The organism is Thermohalobaculum sp., assembly GCF_058622915.1.
The window spans coordinates 1-17403 of the sequence record NZ_JBZSYN010000056.1 but is presented as its reverse complement, the minus strand read 5'-3'; the positions used below and the strand labels follow the sequence as shown (position 1 = coordinate 17403).

General features: G+C 71.7%; 21 protein-coding genes. 13 read left to right on the top strand and 8 right to left on the bottom strand.

Annotated elements, in window-relative coordinates; translation table 11 throughout:
- Window positions 1-50: 50 nt before the first annotated feature.
- A complete protein-coding gene (locus tag AC32QD_RS04840; protein WP_492009353.1) occupies window positions 51-464 on the bottom strand; it encodes a VOC family protein in 414 nt (137 codons plus the stop codon).
- 6 nt (window positions 465-470) lie between these two features.
- Window positions 471-947, bottom strand: a complete 477-nt coding sequence (locus AC32QD_RS04835) for a hypothetical protein (protein WP_492009352.1) — start codon at window positions 945-947, stop codon at window positions 471-473.
- Window positions 948-1097: 150 nt separating this feature from the next.
- Between AC32QD_RS04835 and AC32QD_RS04830 the strand changes: the two genes are divergently transcribed.
- Window positions 1098-1730 carry a class I SAM-dependent DNA methyltransferase gene (locus AC32QD_RS04830; protein WP_492009351.1) on the top strand — a complete coding sequence of 211 codons (633 nt, stop codon included), beginning with the start codon at window positions 1098-1100 and terminating at the stop codon, window positions 1728-1730.
- 242 nt (window positions 1731-1972) lie between these two features.
- On the opposite strand, the gene ahcY is transcribed toward AC32QD_RS04830, so the two are convergent.
- The gene (ahcY, locus tag AC32QD_RS04825) at window positions 1973-3364 is read right to left on the bottom strand and encodes an adenosylhomocysteinase (protein WP_492009350.1); all 1392 of its coding nucleotides are present in this window, start codon (window positions 3362-3364) and stop codon (window positions 1973-1975) included.
- Window positions 3365-3524: 160 nt separating this feature from the next.
- Here ahcY and AC32QD_RS04820 point away from each other — a divergent pair, with 160 nt between their 5' ends.
- Both AC32QD_RS04820 and AC32QD_RS04815 read left to right on the top strand, forming a co-directional pair.
- On the top strand, window positions 3525-4118 hold the full coding sequence (locus AC32QD_RS04820) for an HD domain-containing protein (RefSeq protein WP_492009349.1): 594 nt from the start codon (window positions 3525-3527) through the stop codon (window positions 4116-4118).
- Window positions 4115-5053 (top strand): NUDIX hydrolase, encoded by a 939-nt coding sequence (locus AC32QD_RS04815; protein WP_492009348.1) that lies wholly within the window; start codon window positions 4115-4117, stop codon window positions 5051-5053. The genes AC32QD_RS04820 and AC32QD_RS04815 overlap by 4 nt, the downstream gene beginning before the upstream one ends.
- Window positions 5054-5116: 63 nt before the next feature.
- On the opposite strand, the gene AC32QD_RS04810 is transcribed toward AC32QD_RS04815, so the two are convergent.
- From AC32QD_RS04810 to folP, 3 genes are all read right to left on the bottom strand, one after another.
- Complete coding sequence (locus tag AC32QD_RS04810; RefSeq protein ID WP_492009347.1) at window positions 5117-5455, bottom strand: hypothetical protein; 339 nt, start codon at window positions 5453-5455, stop codon at window positions 5117-5119.
- A gap of 95 nt (window positions 5456-5550) precedes the next feature.
- Complete coding sequence (glmM, locus tag AC32QD_RS04805; protein ID WP_492009346.1) at window positions 5551-6894, bottom strand: phosphoglucosamine mutase; 1344 nt, start codon at window positions 6892-6894, stop codon at window positions 5551-5553.
- A gap of 30 nt (window positions 6895-6924) precedes the next feature.
- On the bottom strand, window positions 6925-7959 hold the full coding sequence (folP, locus tag AC32QD_RS04800) for a dihydropteroate synthase (RefSeq protein ID WP_492009345.1): 1035 nt from the start codon (window positions 7957-7959) through the stop codon (window positions 6925-6927).
- A gap of 159 nt (window positions 7960-8118) precedes the next feature.
- On the opposite strand from folP, the gene AC32QD_RS04795 reads away from it, so the two are divergent.
- From AC32QD_RS04795 to AC32QD_RS04770, 6 genes are read left to right on the top strand one after another with little or no spacing between them, the layout of a single operon-like run.
- Window positions 8119-9171, top strand: a complete 1053-nt coding sequence (locus tag AC32QD_RS04795; RefSeq protein WP_492009344.1) for an NAD(P)/FAD-dependent oxidoreductase — start codon at window positions 8119-8121, stop codon at window positions 9169-9171.
- Window positions 9171-9482 carry a 2Fe-2S iron-sulfur cluster-binding protein gene (locus AC32QD_RS04790; RefSeq protein WP_492009343.1) on the top strand — a complete coding sequence of 104 codons (312 nt, stop codon included), beginning with the start codon at window positions 9171-9173 and terminating at the stop codon, window positions 9480-9482. The genes AC32QD_RS04795 and AC32QD_RS04790 overlap by 1 nt, the downstream gene beginning before the upstream one ends.
- A gap of 16 nt (window positions 9483-9498) precedes the next feature.
- The gene (locus AC32QD_RS04785; protein WP_492009342.1) at window positions 9499-9816 is read left to right on the top strand and encodes a DUF2849 domain-containing protein; all 318 of its coding nucleotides are present in this window, start codon (window positions 9499-9501) and stop codon (window positions 9814-9816) included.
- 11 nt (window positions 9817-9827) lie between these two features.
- The gene (locus AC32QD_RS04780) at window positions 9828-11489 is read left to right on the top strand and encodes a nitrite/sulfite reductase (protein ID WP_492009341.1); all 1662 of its coding nucleotides are present in this window, start codon (window positions 9828-9830) and stop codon (window positions 11487-11489) included.
- Entirely contained in the window at window positions 11473-11991 is a 519-nt protein-coding gene (locus AC32QD_RS04775; protein ID WP_492009340.1) for a DUF934 domain-containing protein, read from the top strand. Before AC32QD_RS04780 ends, AC32QD_RS04775 begins: the two co-directional genes overlap by 17 nt.
- Before the next feature lie 19 nt (window positions 11992-12010).
- Window positions 12011-12814, top strand: a complete 804-nt coding sequence (locus AC32QD_RS04770; protein ID WP_492009339.1) for a phosphoadenylyl-sulfate reductase — start codon at window positions 12011-12013, stop codon at window positions 12812-12814.
- 186 nt (window positions 12815-13000) lie between these two features.
- Here AC32QD_RS04770 and AC32QD_RS04765 read toward each other — a convergent pair whose 3' ends face one another.
- Together AC32QD_RS04765 and AC32QD_RS04760 are read right to left on the bottom strand one after the other, a co-directional pair.
- On the bottom strand, window positions 13001-14203 hold the full coding sequence (locus AC32QD_RS04765; protein ID WP_492009338.1) for a pyridoxal phosphate-dependent aminotransferase: 1203 nt from the start codon (window positions 14201-14203) through the stop codon (window positions 13001-13003).
- A 153-nt stretch (window positions 14204-14356) separates the two neighbouring features.
- Window positions 14357-15304 carry a DMT family transporter gene (locus AC32QD_RS04760; RefSeq protein ID WP_492009337.1) on the bottom strand — a complete coding sequence of 316 codons (948 nt, stop codon included), beginning with the start codon at window positions 15302-15304 and terminating at the stop codon, window positions 14357-14359.
- A 147-nt stretch (window positions 15305-15451) separates the two neighbouring features.
- Here AC32QD_RS04760 and AC32QD_RS04755 point away from each other — a divergent pair, with 147 nt between their 5' ends.
- From AC32QD_RS04755 to AC32QD_RS04740, 4 genes are all read left to right on the top strand, one after another.
- A complete protein-coding gene (locus tag AC32QD_RS04755; RefSeq protein ID WP_492009336.1) occupies window positions 15452-15856 on the top strand; it encodes a helix-turn-helix domain-containing protein in 405 nt (134 codons plus the stop codon).
- 34 nt (window positions 15857-15890) lie between these two features.
- A complete protein-coding gene (locus AC32QD_RS04750; protein WP_492009335.1) occupies window positions 15891-16844 on the top strand; it encodes an ROK family protein in 954 nt (317 codons plus the stop codon).
- Window positions 16841-17101, top strand: coding sequence for a succinate dehydrogenase assembly factor 2 (locus tag AC32QD_RS04745; RefSeq protein ID WP_492009334.1), 261 nt, complete (start codon window positions 16841-16843; stop codon window positions 17099-17101). The genes AC32QD_RS04750 and AC32QD_RS04745 overlap by 4 nt, the downstream gene beginning before the upstream one ends.
- 25 nt (window positions 17102-17126) lie before the next feature.
- Window positions 17127-17403: NAD(P)-binding domain-containing protein (locus AC32QD_RS04740; RefSeq protein WP_492009333.1), on the top strand; the 277-nt coding region annotated here is incomplete at its 3' end.

Here is a 17403-nt window from a genome sequence, read left to right as displayed (position 1 = left end):
CTGGGCGGGCGAACCGGTGTCAATCGGCTTCGGGCCGCGCCGCCGCCGGGCTAGAGGCCCCAGATGCGCGGCTCGGCAAATTCAAGCGAGTTGCCCGCCGGGTCGCGGAAATAGATCGAGCGCCCGCCCTGGGGCCATTCGAAGGCGCTCTCGATCGCAACGCCGTGGTTGGTCAGCTGCCCAACCCAGCCGTCCATCTCGGCGGCGCTGGCGGCGAAGCAGACATGGCCCGCACCGTCGGTACCGTGCGGCGGCACCGGCAGGCTGGCGTCGGGCGGGGGCGGCTGGCGCGTGGCCGAGGGCCGGAACAGGAGCAGCACCTGGCCCGCGGCGCGGAAGAAGACGTGCCGGCCGGGGACCTCGGCGAAACGCTCGAGCCCCAGCACGTGCTGATAGAAATCCGCCGTCTCTTCCAGGTTCTCGGCGTAGAGCGCCGTCTCCAGGATCCCTATCGCGCCGGCCATCGGTTGCTACCTCTCGAGCGTTCCCTGCCAGTGCAGCACCGCGCGCCAGTCCGGGCCCTGGAACAGCGCCCTGGTGGTGCCGCCCCCGGTCATGCGGGCATATTTGCCGGTGCCGTCGATCACCTTCCAGATATCCCCCCTGGGCCCGTTCTCGTACCACAGCGCCCAAGTGTCGCCGTCGTGGTCCATCACCTGACACAAGCCGGTCTCGATGCCGGGCTTGCCGTCGGCGCCGATGATCAGCGAGCCGGTGCAGTCCACCGGCGAGAGATTGACCGGGCTCTTGGCGTTGTCGTCGAGCAGCACCCCCTTGGACTCGACGCGCATCACCTTGCCGCCGTTGGCGAGGTCGGTCGTCCGGGCGGGGCCGCTGACGAAGGTCACGGTGCCCGAGGCATGCTCGGTGGTGGTGGCGCCTGCGGGCGCGGCGATCAGCGGCAGGGCAGCGGCGAGGGCGAGGGCGAGGGGGGTCCGGCGGGTCACGGGGGCTCCTTTCCCGATGCACGGCCCTGCGCGCCGGTCGGCGCAGGGCCGAAATCCGCGCCATCCTGCCAGAACGCAGCTGCGCTGACGAGGCAGGGCTTACGGCCTCGGGCCGCCTGCGCTACTGTGGCGCAGGCAGGGAGGCGGCGCATGACATCGAAGGGCACGGACAGGCTGGAGGGCGCCTACCGGCTGAAGACCCCCGACGACAATGCCGGCTACTACCGCGACTTCGCCGAGACCTATGACAGCGAGTTCGCGGCCGGGCTGGGCTATGTTTATCCGCGCGAGGTGGCGCGGGTCTTCCGCGCCGAGGCGGGGCCCGGCAACAGCCCCGTGCTCGACATCGGCGCGGGCACCGGGCTGGTGGCCGAGCACATCGGCGAGGGGCCGGTGGACGGCATCGACATCTCGCCCGAGATGCTCGCCAGGGCCGAGGCGAAGGGGCTCTACCGCCGGCGCATCGTCGCCGACCTGACGCGGCCGCTCGACATGCCCGAGGGCAGCTATGGCGGCTTCGTCTCGGCGGGCACCTTTACGCATGGCCATGTCGGCCCTCAGGTGCTGGACGAGCTTTTGCGCGTGGGCCGGCCCGGGGCGCTCTACTGCATCGGCATCAACCTCGCCGTGTTCGACGGCGCGGGCTTCGGCTCGGCGTTTGCCCGGCTGGTGGCGGCGGACCGGGTGACGCCGCTCGATTTCCGCGAGGTGCCGATCTATGAGGGCAAGGCGCACGAGCACGCCGCGGACCGTGGCGTGGTGGCGGTGTTCAGGCGGCTGTGAGGCGGGCGGCCGGGGACCGGGCGGGCGTGCGCGCTGGACGGTGTGCACATTGCACAAAAGCGTAAGCCATTGATATAAAGTGATGTTATGAATCGCCTTGCGAATGCGCACGCCTCTGCGCGCAGGCCCGGCGGGGGCCATGCCGGCTCATGCGACAGCCTGAGACGTGGCGGACGCCTGAGACGTGGCGGACGCCTGAGACGTGGCGGGCTGAAGCCCGCCCTACGCGGTCCTGGCCCCGGTCAGTACCTGTAGTGCTCGGGCTTGAAGGGGCCCTCGGGCGTGACGCCGATATAGGCGGCCTGCTCGCCGGTGAGCTCGGTCAGGTGCACGCCGAGCTGGTCGAGGTGCAGCCGCGCCACCTTCTCGTCGAGGTGCTTGGGCAGCACGTAGACCTGGTTTTCATACTGCTCGCCCCGGGTCCACAGCTCGATCTGCGCCAGCACCTGGTTGGTGAAGCTGGCCGACATGACGAAGCTGGGATGGCCGGTGGCGTTGCCCAGGTTCAAAAGCCGCCCCTCGGACAACAGCAGGATGCGCCGGCCGCCGGGGAACTCGACCATGTCCACCTGCGGCTTGATGTTGGTCCATTTCATGTTCTTCAGCGCAGCCACCTGGATCTCGTTGTCGAAGTGGCCGATGTTGCCCACGATCGCCATGTCCTTCATCGCCCGCATGTGCTCGAGCCGGATCACGTCCTTGTTGCCGGTGGCGGTGACGAAGATGTCGGTGCTCGCGACCACGTCGTCGAGCCGCACCACCTCGTAGCCGTCCATCGCCGCCTGCAGCGCGCAGATCGGGTCGGCCTCGGTCACCCTGACGCGCGCGCCCGCGCCCCTGAGCGAGGCCGCCGAGCCCTTGCCGACGTCGCCATAGCCGCACACCAGCGCGGTCTTGCCCGCCATCATCACGTCGGTGGCGCGCCGGATGCCGTCGACCAGGCTCTCGCGGCAGCCGTAGCGGTTGTCGAACTTCGACTTGGTCACCGAGTCGTTGACGTTGATCGCGGGGAACGGCAGCTGCCCCTTCTCCATCAGCCGGTAGAGCCGGTTGACGCCGGTGGTGGTTTCCTCGGTCACGCCCCGGAGCGCGTCGCGCTGCTTCGTGAACCAGCCCGGGCTCGCCGCCATGCGCCGCTTGATGCGGGCGAACAGGACCTCCTCCTCCTCCGAGCCGGGGTCCGACAGCACGTCCTCACCCGCCTCGGCGCGTGCGCCGGTGAGAATGTACATGGTGGCGTCGCCGCCGTCGTCGAGGATCAGGTTCGAGGGCGCGCCATCGGGCCACTGGAAGATGGCGTCGGTGTAGGACCAGTAGTCCTCCAGGCTCTCGCCCTTGACCGCGAACACCGGCGTGCCGCCCGCCGCGATCGCCGCGGCGGCGTGGTCCTGGGTGGAGAAGATGTTGCACGAGGCCCAGCGCACCTGGGCGCCCAGCGCCTGAAGCGTCTCGATCAGCACCGCGGTCTGGATCGTCATGTGCAGCGAGCCCGAGATGCGCGCGCCCTTCAGGGGCTTGGCCTCGCCGAACTCCGCCCGCGCGGCCATCAGCCCGGGCATCTCCGTCTCCGCAATCGCAATCTCCTTGCGGCCGTACTCCGCCAGAGAAATGTCCTTCACAACGTAGTCGCTCATGCCCTTGCTCCCCTGAGACGCGCGCCGGATCGACGGGATCGGGAGGCCAGATAGCATCGCCGGGCCTGCTCGACAATGCAGGGCGGGCCGATTAGAGAGGCGGCGGACGACGCGGGGGGCGGACGGGGCGCGAGGTGGCGAGGCGGCAAGCGGGCAAGGCATGGCGGCGCGGGCGTGGCAGCGGATGCTCTCGGGGCGCAGGCTGGACCTGCTCGATCCCTCGGCCCTCGATGTCGAGATCGAGGACATCGCGCACGGGCTGGCCCGGGTCGCGCGCTGGAACGGGCAGACCGTGGGCGACCACCCGTTCTCGGTGGCGCAGCACTCGATGCTGGTCGAGCAGCTGGTGCGCCGGCTGAAGCCCAGGGCGGGGCCGGCCGAGCGGCTGGCGGCGCTGTTGCACGACGCGCCGGAATACGTGATCGGCGACATGATCTCGCCCTTCAAGGCGGCGATCGGCCTCGACTACAAGGCATTCGAGGCGCGGCTCAGCCACGCCATCCACATCCGCTTCGACCTGCCGCCCGAGCTGCCCGCGGCAACCGAGACCCTGGTCAAGCGCGCCGACCGGCTGGCGGCCTGGTTCGAGGCGACCCAGCTCGCGGGGTTCTCCGAGGCCGAGGCGCGCAGGTACTTCCCCCGCCCGCGCTTTGCAGGCGCCGGCGATGTGGCGCTGAAGCCGCAATCGACCAATGCGGTGGAGCGCGCCTTCCTGGCGCGCTTCCGCCAGCTTTACCTGCAGGTGCGCAGGTGACCCGGCCGGTCAAGGTCGAGCTTTCGGCGGTGGTGGTCACGCTGGAGGCGGACGGGCGGCGCATGCGGCCGATGGCGCTGACGCCCCAGGGCGGCGAGGGGCGCGACCTGCCGACCGCGGCCTTCGACCCCGACCGCGACCGCACGCTGCACGAGGCGCTGGCGGGCTGGGTCGAGGCGCGCACCGGCATCGGGCTGGACTATATCGAGCAGCTCTACACCTTCGGCGATCCGCGCCGCTCGGCCGTGCGCGGGCCCGACGAGCCGCATACGGTCTCGATCGGCTACCTGGCACTGGCGCGCTGGGAGGCGGCGCGGCTGGCGAGCGACTGGACGCCCTGGGCGCACTGGTTTCCGTGGGAGGACCGGCGCGACGGCGTGCCGAGCGTGCTGGACGAGGTCATCGGGCCGGGGCTGAGCGCCTGGGCGGGCGCCGACCCGTCGCGGCACGAGCGGGTCGCGGCGCTGTTCGGCACCGGCCCCGCGGGCTGGCGCGACGAGCTGGTGCTGGAGCGCTACGAACTGCTCTACAGCGCCCGGCTGGTGCGCGAGGCCTGGCGCGATCGGGGCGAGGCGGCGCCGGCCGCGCTGCCGGCGCTGGGGGCCGCGGCGCCGCGCGACCACCGGCGCATCCTGGCCACCGCCATCGGGCGGCTGCGCGGCAAGCTGAAATACCGCCCGGTGCTGTTCGAGCTGGTGGGCGAGACCTTCACGCTGTTCGAGCTGCAACGCGCCGCCGAGGCGGTCTCGGGCGTGCTCTTGCACAAGCAGAACTTCCGCCGCATGGTCGAGCGCTCGGGGCTGATCGAGCCGACCGGCACGCACTCCACCCGGCACGGCGGGCGCCCCGCGGCCGAATACCGCTTCGGCGCCGAGGCCGCCTGGGAGCGGCGCGCCCAGGCGGTGCGCTTCGGCGGCGCGCGAAGGGGGGCGTGATTGGGGGCGTGATTGGGGGCGTGATTGGGGGCGTGATAGGGGCGCAGGGCGCGGGCCGGGGCCTCAGTCGAGACCGCCGGCGCGGGCGACCAGCATCACCATGGCTGCCACGGCCAGCGCCACCCAGACCTGGGTCGGCCAGGGCGCATTGCGCCCGAGCTTGCGCGCGCGCAGCCAGTGGAAGACCGCCTGCTCCACCGCCACGACGACCGCGGCGATGGCCGCCCAGGGGCTGGCCAGCGCCAAGAGGACCCCGGCGGCCACCGTGAGCGCGCCGCCGGCGAGCACCCAGCGCGACTCAACCGAGCGGCCCATCTGCATGGCGTTGCCGACGATGAACAGGCCGCCGATGGCCCAGACCGCGCCGATCACGCGAAGGGCCGTGGTGATGATCTCGATCATGGCGCACGCTCCGCAGGGGCTGACTGCGCCCGCCTCATAGCGGCCCGCGCGCCCGGCTTCAGCCCGGTTTTCCGCCTGTCGGAAGCGGGGCCGGCCTAACCGGCCGCACGTTCCACCGCGGCGCAGATTCCCTCCACCACCTCGGCGAGCAGGCCGGCATCGGTGCCCTCGCCCATGACGCGGATCAGGGGCTCGGTGCCCGAGTTGCGGATCACCAGCCGTCCGCCGGTGCCCAGCCGCGCCTCGCCCGCGGCGATGGCTTCGCGCACCGGCGCCGCCTCGAGCGGCCTGGTGCGGCCGTTGTAGCGCACATTGCGCAGAAGCTGCGGCACCGGCTCGAACACGTTGAGCACCTCGGAGGCGGGGCGTGCCTCGGCCACCAGCGCGTCGAGCACCTGCAGCGCCGCCAGGAGGCCGTCGCCGGTGGTGACGTAGTCGCCGAGCACGATGTGGCCCGACTGCTCGCCGCCCAGGTTGTAGCCGCCCGCGCGCATCGCCTCGACCACGTAGCGGTCGCCGACCGTGGTGCGCAGGAGCGTGATGGCGTGGCTGGCCAGCAGCCGCTCGAGGCCAAGATTGGACATCACGGTGGCGACCAGCGTGTTTTGCGCCAGCCGGCCCTCGGCGGCCCAGCGCGTCGCGATCAGGCCCATGATCTGGTCGCCGTCGATCACGCGCCCGGTCTCGTCGATCAGGTGCACCCGGTCGGCGTCGCCGTCGAGCGCGATACCGAGGCTCGCGCCGTTCTCGACCACCGCGCGCTGGCAGGCGGCGGGGTGGGTCGAGCCGCACTCGCGGTTGATGTTCTCGCCGTTGGGGCTGGTGCCCAGCCGGATCACCTCGGCGCCCAGCTCCCACAGCACCTGAGGGGCGGTGGCATAAGCCGCGCCGTTGGCGCAGTCGACCACCACCTTGAGGTCGGCGAGCGTGCGCCCGCGCGGGAAGCTGGCCTTGCAGAACTCGATGTAGCGGCCGCGCCCGTCGTCCAGCCGGCGCGCATGGCCGATGCGCGCGGGCGGCGCCAGCTCGGGCGGCTGGTCCATCAGGCGCTCGATCTCGGTCTCAACCTGGTCGGAGAGCTTGAAGCCGTCGGGGCCGAACAGCTTGATGCCGTTGTCCTCGAACCGGTTGTGCGAGGCGGAGATCATCACGCCCAGATCGGCGCGCACCGAGCGCGTGAGCATGCCCACCGCCGGGGTGGGCATGGGCCCGAGCTGAACCACGTCCATGCCGACCGAGGTGAAGCCCGCGGTCAGCGCCGTCTCGATCATGTAGCCCGAGCGCCGCGTGTCCTTGCCGATCACCACGGTGTGCCGGTGCTCGCCATTGGTGAAATGGCTCCCCGCCGCCATGCCGAGCCGCAGGGCAACCTCGGCGGTCATGGGCCAGGCGTTCGCCCGGCCGCGAATGCCGTCGGTGCCGAAATAGCTGCGGCTCATCTTGGGCCCCTCAACGTCCCCTCGCACGCGTCACTGCTCGATGGCGATCGCCCGCCACACCTCCAGCGCCTGCCGCGTCTCGGCGACGTCGTGGACGCGCAGGATCTGCACCCCGTGCGCCAGGCCGCACAACCCGGCCGCCACCGAGCCCGAGACCCGCTCGCGCGCCTCGGACACGCCGGAGAGCACGCCGATGAAGCGCTTGCGCGAGACGCCGAGCACCAGCGCGCAGCCCAGCCCGTGATAGAGCGAGAGCCGGCGCAGCAAGGCCAGATTGTGCCCCAGATTCTTGCCAAATCCTATCCCCGGGTCGATTGCGATGCGGGCGCGGGGGATGCCGGCCGCCGCCATGGCGGCGAGGCGCAGCTCGAGGAAGTCGTAGACGTCGAGCAGCACGTCGGCATAGCGAGGGTTGTCCTGCATGGTGCGCGGGTCGCCCTGGGCATGCATCAGGCAGATCGCCGGGGCCCTGGTCGCCACCGCGGGGCTGGCGGGGTCGTGTGTCAGCGCCGAGACGTCGTTGAACATCTTGGCGCCGGCCGCCAGCCCCTCCCTGGCGATCGCGGCCTTGCGCGTGTCGACCGACACGGGAACCGGGCAGCCGGCGGCGATCAGGCCCTCGATCACCGGCAGCACGCGCTCGCGCTCCTGCCCGAGGGGGACCGGCTCGGACCCGGGCCGGGTGGATTCGCCGCCGATGTCGAGGATGTCGGCGCCGGCCTCGGCCAGCGCCAGGCCGTGCGCCACGGCGGCCTCGGCGTCGGGCAGCAGGCCGCCGTCGGAGAAGCTGTCCGGGGTGACGTTGACCACCCCCATGATGCGCGGCCGGGCGAGGTCGAGGCCTGCCAGCGGGGGGCGCGGCGCCGAGATCAGCGCCATGGTCTCGGCCTCCTCGGGGCAGAGTACCTCGGCGGCGGCGGCGGGGATGATCTCGGGCTCCTCGCCGCGGCGCAGGAGCTCGACCTCGGCGAACCCGAACAGGCCCCCGGCCAGCGGCCGGGCGTCCGGCCGCGATGGCGGGCAGGGGATCGGTCGCAGATAGGCACGGCGCGGTCTGCTCGACATTGAGGCCGCATAGCGCAGGGGGAGCGAGGGAGCAACGGTTATATTAAACATACAAAACATGTTAATTATGCCGACATAAAATTTTTTGGTGTGGATTATTGCTTTGCACAGGTGCTCGCGCTATTTCTGCCCCAACACGTCGTGTCGGAGTGAATCGCGATGAGCCCTGCCGAGTTCGTCTCGCCGCTGAAGAGCCAGGAAACCGACGTCCTGATCGTCGGGGCCGGCCCCGTCGGGCTGTTCGCGGTGTTCGAGCTGGGGCTTCTGGGGCTCAGGGCGCGGCTGATCGACACGCTGGATCGCCCCGGCGGGCAGTGCGCCGAGCTCTATCCGGAGAAGCCGATCTACGACATCCCGGCCTGGCCGCGAATCAGCGGCCAGGAGCTGGTCGACCGGCTGATGCAGCAGATCGCCCCGTTCGAGCCCGACTTCCGCCTCGCGCAGCGGGTCGAGCGGCTGGGCAGGCGCGCCGACGGCCGCTTCGAGCTGGTCACGGATGCAGGCGAGGTGCACGTCGCCCCGGTGGTCTTCATCGCCGCCGGGGCGGGCTGCTTCACGCCGCGCAAGCCGCGGGTCGAGGGGCTGGCGCCCTATGAGGGCCGGTCGCTTTTCTATGCCGTGCGCCGGCGCGCCGATTTCGAGGGCCGCGACGTCGTCGTCGTGGGCGGCGGCGACTCGGCGCTCGACTGGACGCTCGACCTGCTGCCCTCGGTGCGCTCGATGACGCTGGTGCACCGGCGCGCGAGCTTCCGCGCCGCGCCGCACGCGGTCGCGGCCATGGAAGCGGCGGTGGCCGCAGGCCGCATGCGCTTCGTGCTGGGCGAGCTCGACCGGCTCGACGGTGCGGACGGCCGGCTCGCCGCCGTCACCGTGCGGGGCAAGGACGGGACCGCCACCATCGCGGCCGACCGGCTGCTGACCTTCTTCGGGCTCAATATCGAGCTCGGGCCCATCGCCCAATGGCAGCTCGCCCTCGAGGACGGCAAGCAGGTGCGCGTCGACACCCGGGCGTTCCAGACATCGACGCCCGGCGTCTTCGCCATCGGCGACATCAACTCCTATCCCGGCAAGCTGAAGCTGATCCTGTCGGGCTTCCACGAGGCGGCGCTGGCGGCGCAGGAAGCATTTCGCCTCGCAAGGCCTGACGAGAAGCTTCGATTCCAGTACACCACCTCTTCGTCCGAACTTCAGAAGAGGCTCAAGGTGGCTTGATGGCTGTGTTTCATGTGACGACCAGATCGGGAGAGACCCATACGCTCGAAGGCATCGACGGCTGGCGCCTGATGGAGATGCTCCGCGACTACAAGATGGGGGTCGAGGGGCTGTGCGGCGGGATCTGCGACTGCGCGACCTGCCATGTCTATGTCGACCCGGACTGGGTCGGCCGCCTGCCTCCGCCGCGCGAGGAGGAGGAGGAGAAGCTCGACGAACTGCCCACCTGGCACGAGAGCTCGCGCCTGTCGTGCCAGATCATCTGGAGCGAGGAGCTCGACGGTCTGAAAGTCACCGTCGCGCCCGACTGAAGGAAGGACCGCAGCGATGGCCAGGGAATTCGTGCCGGTCGTGCTGACCGCCAACGACCTCGTCGAGGGCGACAGCGTGTTTCGCGGCTCGTGCGGCTGGGTGCGCGAGGTGGCGCGGGCGCGCGTCGCCATGACCGAGGCGGAGGCTGCGGCACTCGAGGCCGAGGCCGAAGCCGCGGTGGCGCGCAACCTGGTCGTCGGGCTCTACCGGGTCGAGGTGTCGCTTGAGGGCGGCGCGCCCGAGCCCGTGCTGCGCCGCGAGCGCATTCGGGCCAGCGGCCTTCCCACCATCGCCGTCGGTCCCGCCGAGTGGCGCGAGCGCGTGGCGGCCTGAGGAGACGCGCGATGTATCGCTATGACGAGTTCGACCACCGCTTCGTCGCCGAGCGCGTCGCCGAGTTCCGCGACCAGGTCGAGCGCCGCCTGTCGGGCGCGCTGACCGAGGACGAGTTCAAGCCGCTCAGGCTGATGAACGGGCTCTACCTGCAGCTGCATGCCTACATGCTGCGGGTGGCGGTGCCCTACGGCACGCTGGACGCGCGCCAGATGCGCAGGCTGGCCGGGATCGCCGAGCGCTGGGACAAGGGCTATGGCCACTTCACCACGCGGCAGAACATCCAGTTCAACTGGCCCAAGCTGCGCGACGTGCCCGACATCCTCGATGCGCTGGCCTCGGTCGAGATGCACGCCATCCAGACTTCGGGCAACTGCATCCGCAACGTCACCGCGGACCCGCTGGCCGGTGTCGCGCCGGGCGAGGTCGAGGACCCGCGCATCACCGCCGAGGCGATCCGCCAGTGGTCGAGCCTGCACCCGGAGTTCGTCTTCCTGGGACGCAAGTTCAAGATCGCGGTGATCGGCACCGAGGAGGACCGCGCGGCGCTGGCGATCCACGACATCGGCATCCGCGTCGTGCGCGACGCGGCCGGCGAGGTCGGCTACCGGCTCTATGTCGGCGGCGGGCTGGGGCGCACGCCGATGCTGGCCAGGGAGCTGCGGGCGTTCCTGCCCAAGCGCGACCTGCTGCCCTATCTGGAGGCCGCGCTCAGGGTCTACAACCTGCACGGCCGGCGCGACAACAAGTTCAAGGCGCGCATCAAGATCCTGGTGCACGAGATCGGCATCGAGGCGTACCGCCGCCAGGTCGAGGAGGAGTTCGCCCGCATCGACCGCGAGCGCGTGGCCCTGCCCGAGGGCGAGCTGGCGCGCATCGCCGCCTATTTCGCGCCGCCCGCGCTGCCCGCGCGCGAGGCGGCGCCGGTCGAGCTCGAGCGCATGCGCACGCTCGACGCCGGCTTCGCCGCCTGGGTGGGGCGCAACACGCACTCGCACCGGCTGCCCGGCTATGCCGCGGCGACCGTCTCGCTCAAGCCGGTCGGCGGCGTGCCCGGCGACATCACCGCCGAGCAGATGCGCGTGGTCGCCGAGCTGGCCGAGGCGCATTCGGCCGGCGAGATCCGCGTCACCAACGAGCAGAACCTGGTGCTGCCCAACGTCGCCGAGGCCGATCTCTACAAGGTCTATCGCGGGCTGGCCGCGATCGGGCTCGATGCGCCCAACCGCGGGCTGGTGACCGATATCGTGGCCTGCCCGGGGCTGGACTACTGCACCCTGGCCACGGCGCGCTCGATCCCGGTGGCGCAGGCGATCTCGAAGCGCTTCGCGGCGCCCGAGCGCCAGGCAGAGATCGGCCCGCTGGCGATCAAGATCTCGGGCTGCATCAATGCCTGCGGCCATCACCACGTGGCGCATATAGGCATCCTCGGCCTCGATAAGGCGGGGGTGGAGAGCTACCAGGTCACGCTCGGCGGCGACCCGGCGGTCACCGCGGCGCTCGGCGCCCGCACCGGGCCGGGCTTCAGCTACGACGAGGTGGCGGACGTGGTGGAGACCATCGTCGATACCTATCTGGGGCTGCGCGAGAGCCCAGCCGAGACCTTCCTCCAGGCCTATCGCAGGGTCGGGATGGACCCCTTCAGGGAGGCGCTCTATGCCGAAGCTCATTGACGCGAACGGACGTGTCGGGGATCGCTGGACGGTGGTCGGGGCCGACGAGCCGCTGCCCGCCGCGGGCGCGGTGATCGTGCCGCTCCAGCGGCTGGACGAGGCCGTGGCGACCGGGCTCGAGGTCGGGGTGCATATCCCCAACGACGCCGACCCGTTCCGGCTGCGCCCCTATTTCGCGCGGCTGGCGCTGGTCTCGGTCGACTTCCCCACCTTCTCCGACGGGCGCGGCTTCTCGCTCGGCCATCGTCTGCGCAGGCTGGGCTTTGCCGGCCGGCTGCGCGCCGCGGGGCACGTGATCGCCGACCAGTTCGCCTATCTCCTGGCCTGCGGCTTCGACGAGCTGTTGCTGCGCGCCGACGTGGCGGCGCGCCAGCCGGTCGAGCACTACCTGGCGGCGCTCGGGCGCATCTCGGCGGGCTACCAGCGGGGCATCCGCGGGCGGCGCTCGATCCTCGAGGCGCGCCGGGCCCGCGGCGCGGGCGCGGAGGCGGCGCCGCAGTGACGGGCGCCCGGATCGTGCCATGAGACAGCCGCGAAGCTACCCCGAGCCGACGCCCGAGCCGGTCTTCGGCGTGATCCCGCAGACCCCGTTCCGCCGGCTCAGCCCGCACGGCAACGCGCTGGTGCTAAACCGGGTGCATGGCGAGAGCGCGCCCGAGGTGCTGCTCGACGACGTGATCGGGCAGCAGTACCCGGGCGCGGCGGCGCTGGTCTCGTCGTTTGGGGCGGAGTCGGCGGTGCTGCTGCACATGGTGGCGCGCATCGACCCCGCCACCCCGGTGCTGTTCCTTGAGACCGGGATGCTGTTTGCCGAGACGCTGGCCTACCAGCGCGAACTGGCCGCACGGCTGGGCCTGAGCGACGTGCGGCTGATCCGGCCTCAGGCGGGCGACCTCGCCGCCGACGACCCGGACGGCACGCTGCACCGCGAGAACCCAGACGGCTGCTGCTTCCTGCGCAAGACCCTGCCGCTGCGCCGGGCGCTGGCGCCGTTCGGCGCCTGGATCACCGGCCGCAAGCGGGTGCAGGCGGCGACGCGTGCGGCGCTTGAGCTGTTCGAGGAGGACCGGCAGAACGGGCTTTTGAAGGTCAACCCGCTGGCGCACTGGGACGGCGCCATGATCCGCGCCTACATGGAGCGCCACGGCCTGCCGCGGCATCCGCTGGTGGCGCGCGGCTATGCCTCGATCGGCTGCGCGCCGTGCACGACCCCGGTGGGTGCCGGCGAGGACCCGCGCGCGGGGCGCTGGCGCGGTGCCGGCAAGGTCGAATGCGGCATCCATTTCGACGGCGAGAAATGGGTGCGCGGCGGCCCCGGCGCCTGAGCCCTGGCCGCGTCCGAATGTGGACGGGGGTCAAGGCATTGAAATCATTGAAGATCCGAAATGGACGTGCTGGGGGCGGCGCAGGTCGCGCCCGCCCTTTGCCGCTGTGCCGGCCCTGAGCCGGGATGCCCTTCGCATGGTGCCACGAGGCCTCGGCTCAAGGCCGGGGCCGTGCTGTTGGCTCGCTCAGCGCAGCGCGGCGCAGAAGCGCTGGATGCGGGCGCAGGCGTCCTCGAGCTGGTCCTCGGAGGTGGCGTAGGAGACGCGGAAGTTGGGGCTGAGCCCGAAGGCGGCGCCGAACACGGCGGCCACCCCTTCCGATTCGAGCAGCGCGGTGCAGAACGTCTCGTCGTCCTCGATCACCGTGCCCTCGGCCGTGCGCTTGCCGATGCAGCCTTGGATCGAGGGATAGACATAGAAGGCGCCCTCGGGGGTGGGGCACTCGATGCCGGTGGCCTGGTTGAGCATGCTCACCACCAGGTCGCGCCGGTTCTGGAAGGCGCGGCAGCTGTCCTCGATATAGTCCTGCGGGCCGGTCAGCGCCTCCAGCGCCGCCCACTGGCTGATGGTGCAGGGGTTCGAGGTCGACTGCGACTGCACCTTGCGCATGGCGCCGATCAGCGGCTCGGGGCCGCCGGCATAGCCGATGCGCCAGCCGGTCATGGCATAGGCCTTGGAGACGCCGTTGACCGTGAGCGTGCGCTCGTAGAGCCCGGGCTCGACCTGGGCGGGGGTGCAGAACTCGAACGGCGGATAGGCGATGTGCTCGTACATGTCGTCGGTCATCACCCAGACCTGGTCGTGGCGCATCAGCACGTCCGTCAGCGCCTTCAGCTCGGCCCGCGTGTAGCCCGCGCCCGAGGGGTTCGAGGGCGAGTTGAAGATCAGCCACTTGGTGCGCGGCGTGATCGCGGCCTCGAGGTCGCGGGCGGTGAGCTTGAAGCCGGTCTCGAGCCGGGTCTCCACGACCACCGGCTTGCCGCCGCCCAAGAGCACCATGTCGGGGTAGCTGACCCAGTAGGGCGCGGGGATCAGCACCTCGTCGCCGGGGTTCAGCGTGGCCACCAGGGCGTTGAAGAGCACCTGCTTGCCGCCGGTGCCGACCGAAACCTGGGAGGGCTTGTAGTCGAGCCCGTTCTCGCGGCGGAACTTGTCGCAGATCGCCTTCTTCAGCTCGGGGATGCCGTCGGGCGCGGTGTACTTCGTCTTGCCCGCGTCGATCGCCTTCTTCGCCGCCTCCTTGATGTTGGCCGGCGTGTCGAAGTCGGGCTCGCCGGCGCTGAGCGCGATGACGTCGCGGCCGGCGGCCTTGAGCTCCATCGCCTTGGTCTGCATGGCGATGGTGGGCGAGGGCTTCACGCGGGCGAGGGTGTCGGAGAGGAAGGCCATGGATCGGCTCCCGGGGGCGAAGGTTGGGAATATCCGGGCGTTCTACGCGCGCATCTCGGCGGCGGCAAGGGATTCGCGGGGGCCGGGCGGGGCGGCCAGCCCCTGCAGGTCCCCGATCGGACATGGAGGAGACGGGGTGCCCGGGCCGCAGGCTCAGCGGCGCCTGGCGGCGACGATCGCCGCGGCGCGTCGCCGCATCCTGAGCACGCGCCCGTCGATCACCGCGAGCCCGGCGGCGATGAGCGCGAAGCCGGCGAGCGCATGGGGCTCGAGCGGCTCGCCCAGGAAGACGACGCCCAGGGTGACCGCGATCGGCGGGATGATCAGCGTGCACAGCAACAGGTTGCCCGCCCCGGCCATCGCCAGCACGCGGTAGTAGAGCAGATAGGCCCCCGCCGTCGCCACCACGGCACAATAGGCAAGCGCGGCCCAGGTGGACGCGGCGAGGTCGAGGCTGGGCACGCCATCGAGGGCCAGCGCCAGCGGCGCCATGATGAGCGTCGAGCCGGTCAGCATGCCGGCCGCCGCCACCATCGGCGGGTGGCCGCTGAGCCAGCGCCTGGCCCAGGCCCCGCCCAGCGCGTAGCTCAGCGCCCCGCCGAGCACAGCCCAGGTGCCGAGCGCCTGCGGGTCGAGCGCCGCCAGCCGCCCCGGCCCCTTGATCGCCACCACGCCGGCGAAGCCGAGCGCGACCCCCGCCAGCCGGCGCGCCGTCAGCCGCTCGTCGGCGAAGCAGGCCGCGGCGACCAGCACCCCGAACACGGCGGTCATGGCGTTGAGCATCGCGGCGATGCCGGTGCCGGTCTGCGCCAGGCCCCAGGCGATCAGGGTGAAGGGAATCGCGTTGTTGAGGCAGCCCATGACCAGGAAGGCGCCCCAGGCGGCGGGCCGGCGCGGCACCGGCAGCCGCCGCGCCGCGACCATCAGCCACAGCACCAGCGCGCCGCAGCCGACCCGGTAGAGCACCACCGTGACGGGCCCGAGACCGCGCTCGGCGACGGCGATGGCGAAGAAAACGCCGCCCCAGATCAGGGATAACAGCAGCAGCTCGGCCCAGGCCCGGGTCGACAGGTCGATTCCTGTTCTGCTATGGTCGGCCACGCGTTCGCCCCCGTTGGCTGAAATACGACATACATTTGCGCTGACGCTCGATCCGGCACCACCCGGATCCTGCGATCCCGCGTAGCGATCCACCGCATGCCGCTCTGCGCGCATTGCCGCGCGACAGCAAGGGAGAAACCCCTGGAGATGATCGAGGAGGAATTCGTGATGGAGGACTACAGCGAGGCCGCCGCAACCTTCGGCGACCGGCTGACCCTGGCCCGCGAGGCGCAGGGGATGGGCCAGGAGGAGCTCGCCCGCCGCCTCGGCATCCGCCTCCAGACGCTGAGGAACTGGGAGGACGACCGCTCCGAGCCGCGCGCCAACCGGCTGCAGATGCTGGCCGGCGTGCTGGCCGTCTCGATGGTCTGGCTGCTCACGGGCGAGGGCGATGGCGGGCCGGCCGTGCGCGCCCGCGACACCAGGAACATCTCGGGCGAGCTGTCGGCGCTTCTGGGCGAGATCCGCGAGCTCAGGGTCGCCAACACCAAGGCCAACAACCAGCTGGCCAAGCTGGAGAAGCGGCTGCGCGAGATGGCCGAGATCGCCTGACCCGGCGCCCGGTGCCAGCCGGCTGGCCGTGCCCATGCGAATCGGCGTCGACCTCGGGGGCAGCAAGATCGAGGCGGTCGCGCTCGGCCCCGACGGCGCGGAGCGGGCGCGCCTGCGCATCCCCAGCCCGAGCGCAAACTATGACGACATCGTTGGCGAGACCGCCGGCCTGGTCGCGGCCGTGGAGGCGCGCGCGGGGGGGCGCAAGGGGGGGTGCGCGGCCGCCGTGGGCATCGGCATCCCCGGCTCGCTGTCGCCGGCCACGGGGCTGGTCAGGAACGCCAACTCGGTGGTGCTGAACGGGCGCGCGCTGGACCGCGACCTGGCGCAGGCGATCGGCCGGCCGGTGGCGGTGGAGAACGACGCCAACTGCTTCGCGCTGGCCGAGGCCGTGGCCGGCGCGGGGCAGGGCGCCCAGGTCGTGTTCGGCGTGATCCTGGGCACCGGGGTCGGCGGCGGCATCGTCGTCGGCGGCCGGCTGATGCGCGGCACCAACCTGATCGCCGGCGAGTGGGGCCACAACCCGCTGCCCGCGCCCGGCGCGGACGAGCGGCCCGGGCCCGCCTGCTATTGCGGAAGGCGGGGCTGCATCGAGACCTGGGTCTCGGGGCCGGGGCTTGCGGCCGACCACGCGCGGGCCGGCGGCGAGCCGCTGGACGCGCGCGAGATCGCGGCGCGGGCAGGACAAGGGGACGGCACAGGGGACGCCACAGGGGATGCGGCGGCGCAGGCGACGCTGGAGCGCCACCTAGCGCGGCTGGCGCGGGCGCTGGCCGGCGTGGTGAACCTGCTCGACCCCGACGTGATCGTGCTTGGCGGCGGGCTGTCGAAGCTGGACCACCTCTATGCCCGGCTGCCCGCGGCGATGCGCCCGCATGTGTTCTCCGACGTGTTCAGGACGCCGGTCTTGCGCAACCGGCTGGGCGACAGCGCCGGCGTGATCGGCGCGGCCTGGCTCGATCCCCGGCCGGCGGAGGCGGGGGCGTGAGCGAGGACCGCGCGACGCGGCTGAGGCGGCTGCGCCTGCGCAGCTGGCGCCGCGGCATCCGCGAGATGGACCTGATCCTGGGCGGCTTCGCCGACGCCGAGCTCGGCGGGCTCGACGCGGATGCGCTGGATGCCTATGAGCACCTGCTCGAGCTGCCGGACTGGGAGCTCTACGCCTGGGTCACCGGCGCCGAGGCGCCGCCGGCCGCGCATGAGCCCTTGATCCGCCGGCTCGCCTCGTTCCACAACATCGCCTGAGGGGCGCAACGGGAGGAGACCGGACATGGCGAAGATCGGCTTCATCGGTCTCGGCAACATGGGCTTGCCGATGACGCGCAACCTGCTCAAGGCCGGGCACGAGGTGACGGGCTTCGACCTTTCGGCGCCGGCGCTGAAGGAACTGGAGAGCGCCGGCGGCCGCCGCGCCGCCAGCGCCGCCGAGCTGGCCCGGGGCGCTGAGGCCGTGGTCACCGCTCTGCCCGCGGCGCCGCATGTGCGCGGGGTCTATCTGGGCGAGGACGGCATCCTGGCGGCGGCCGGCAAGGGCACGCTGTTCATCG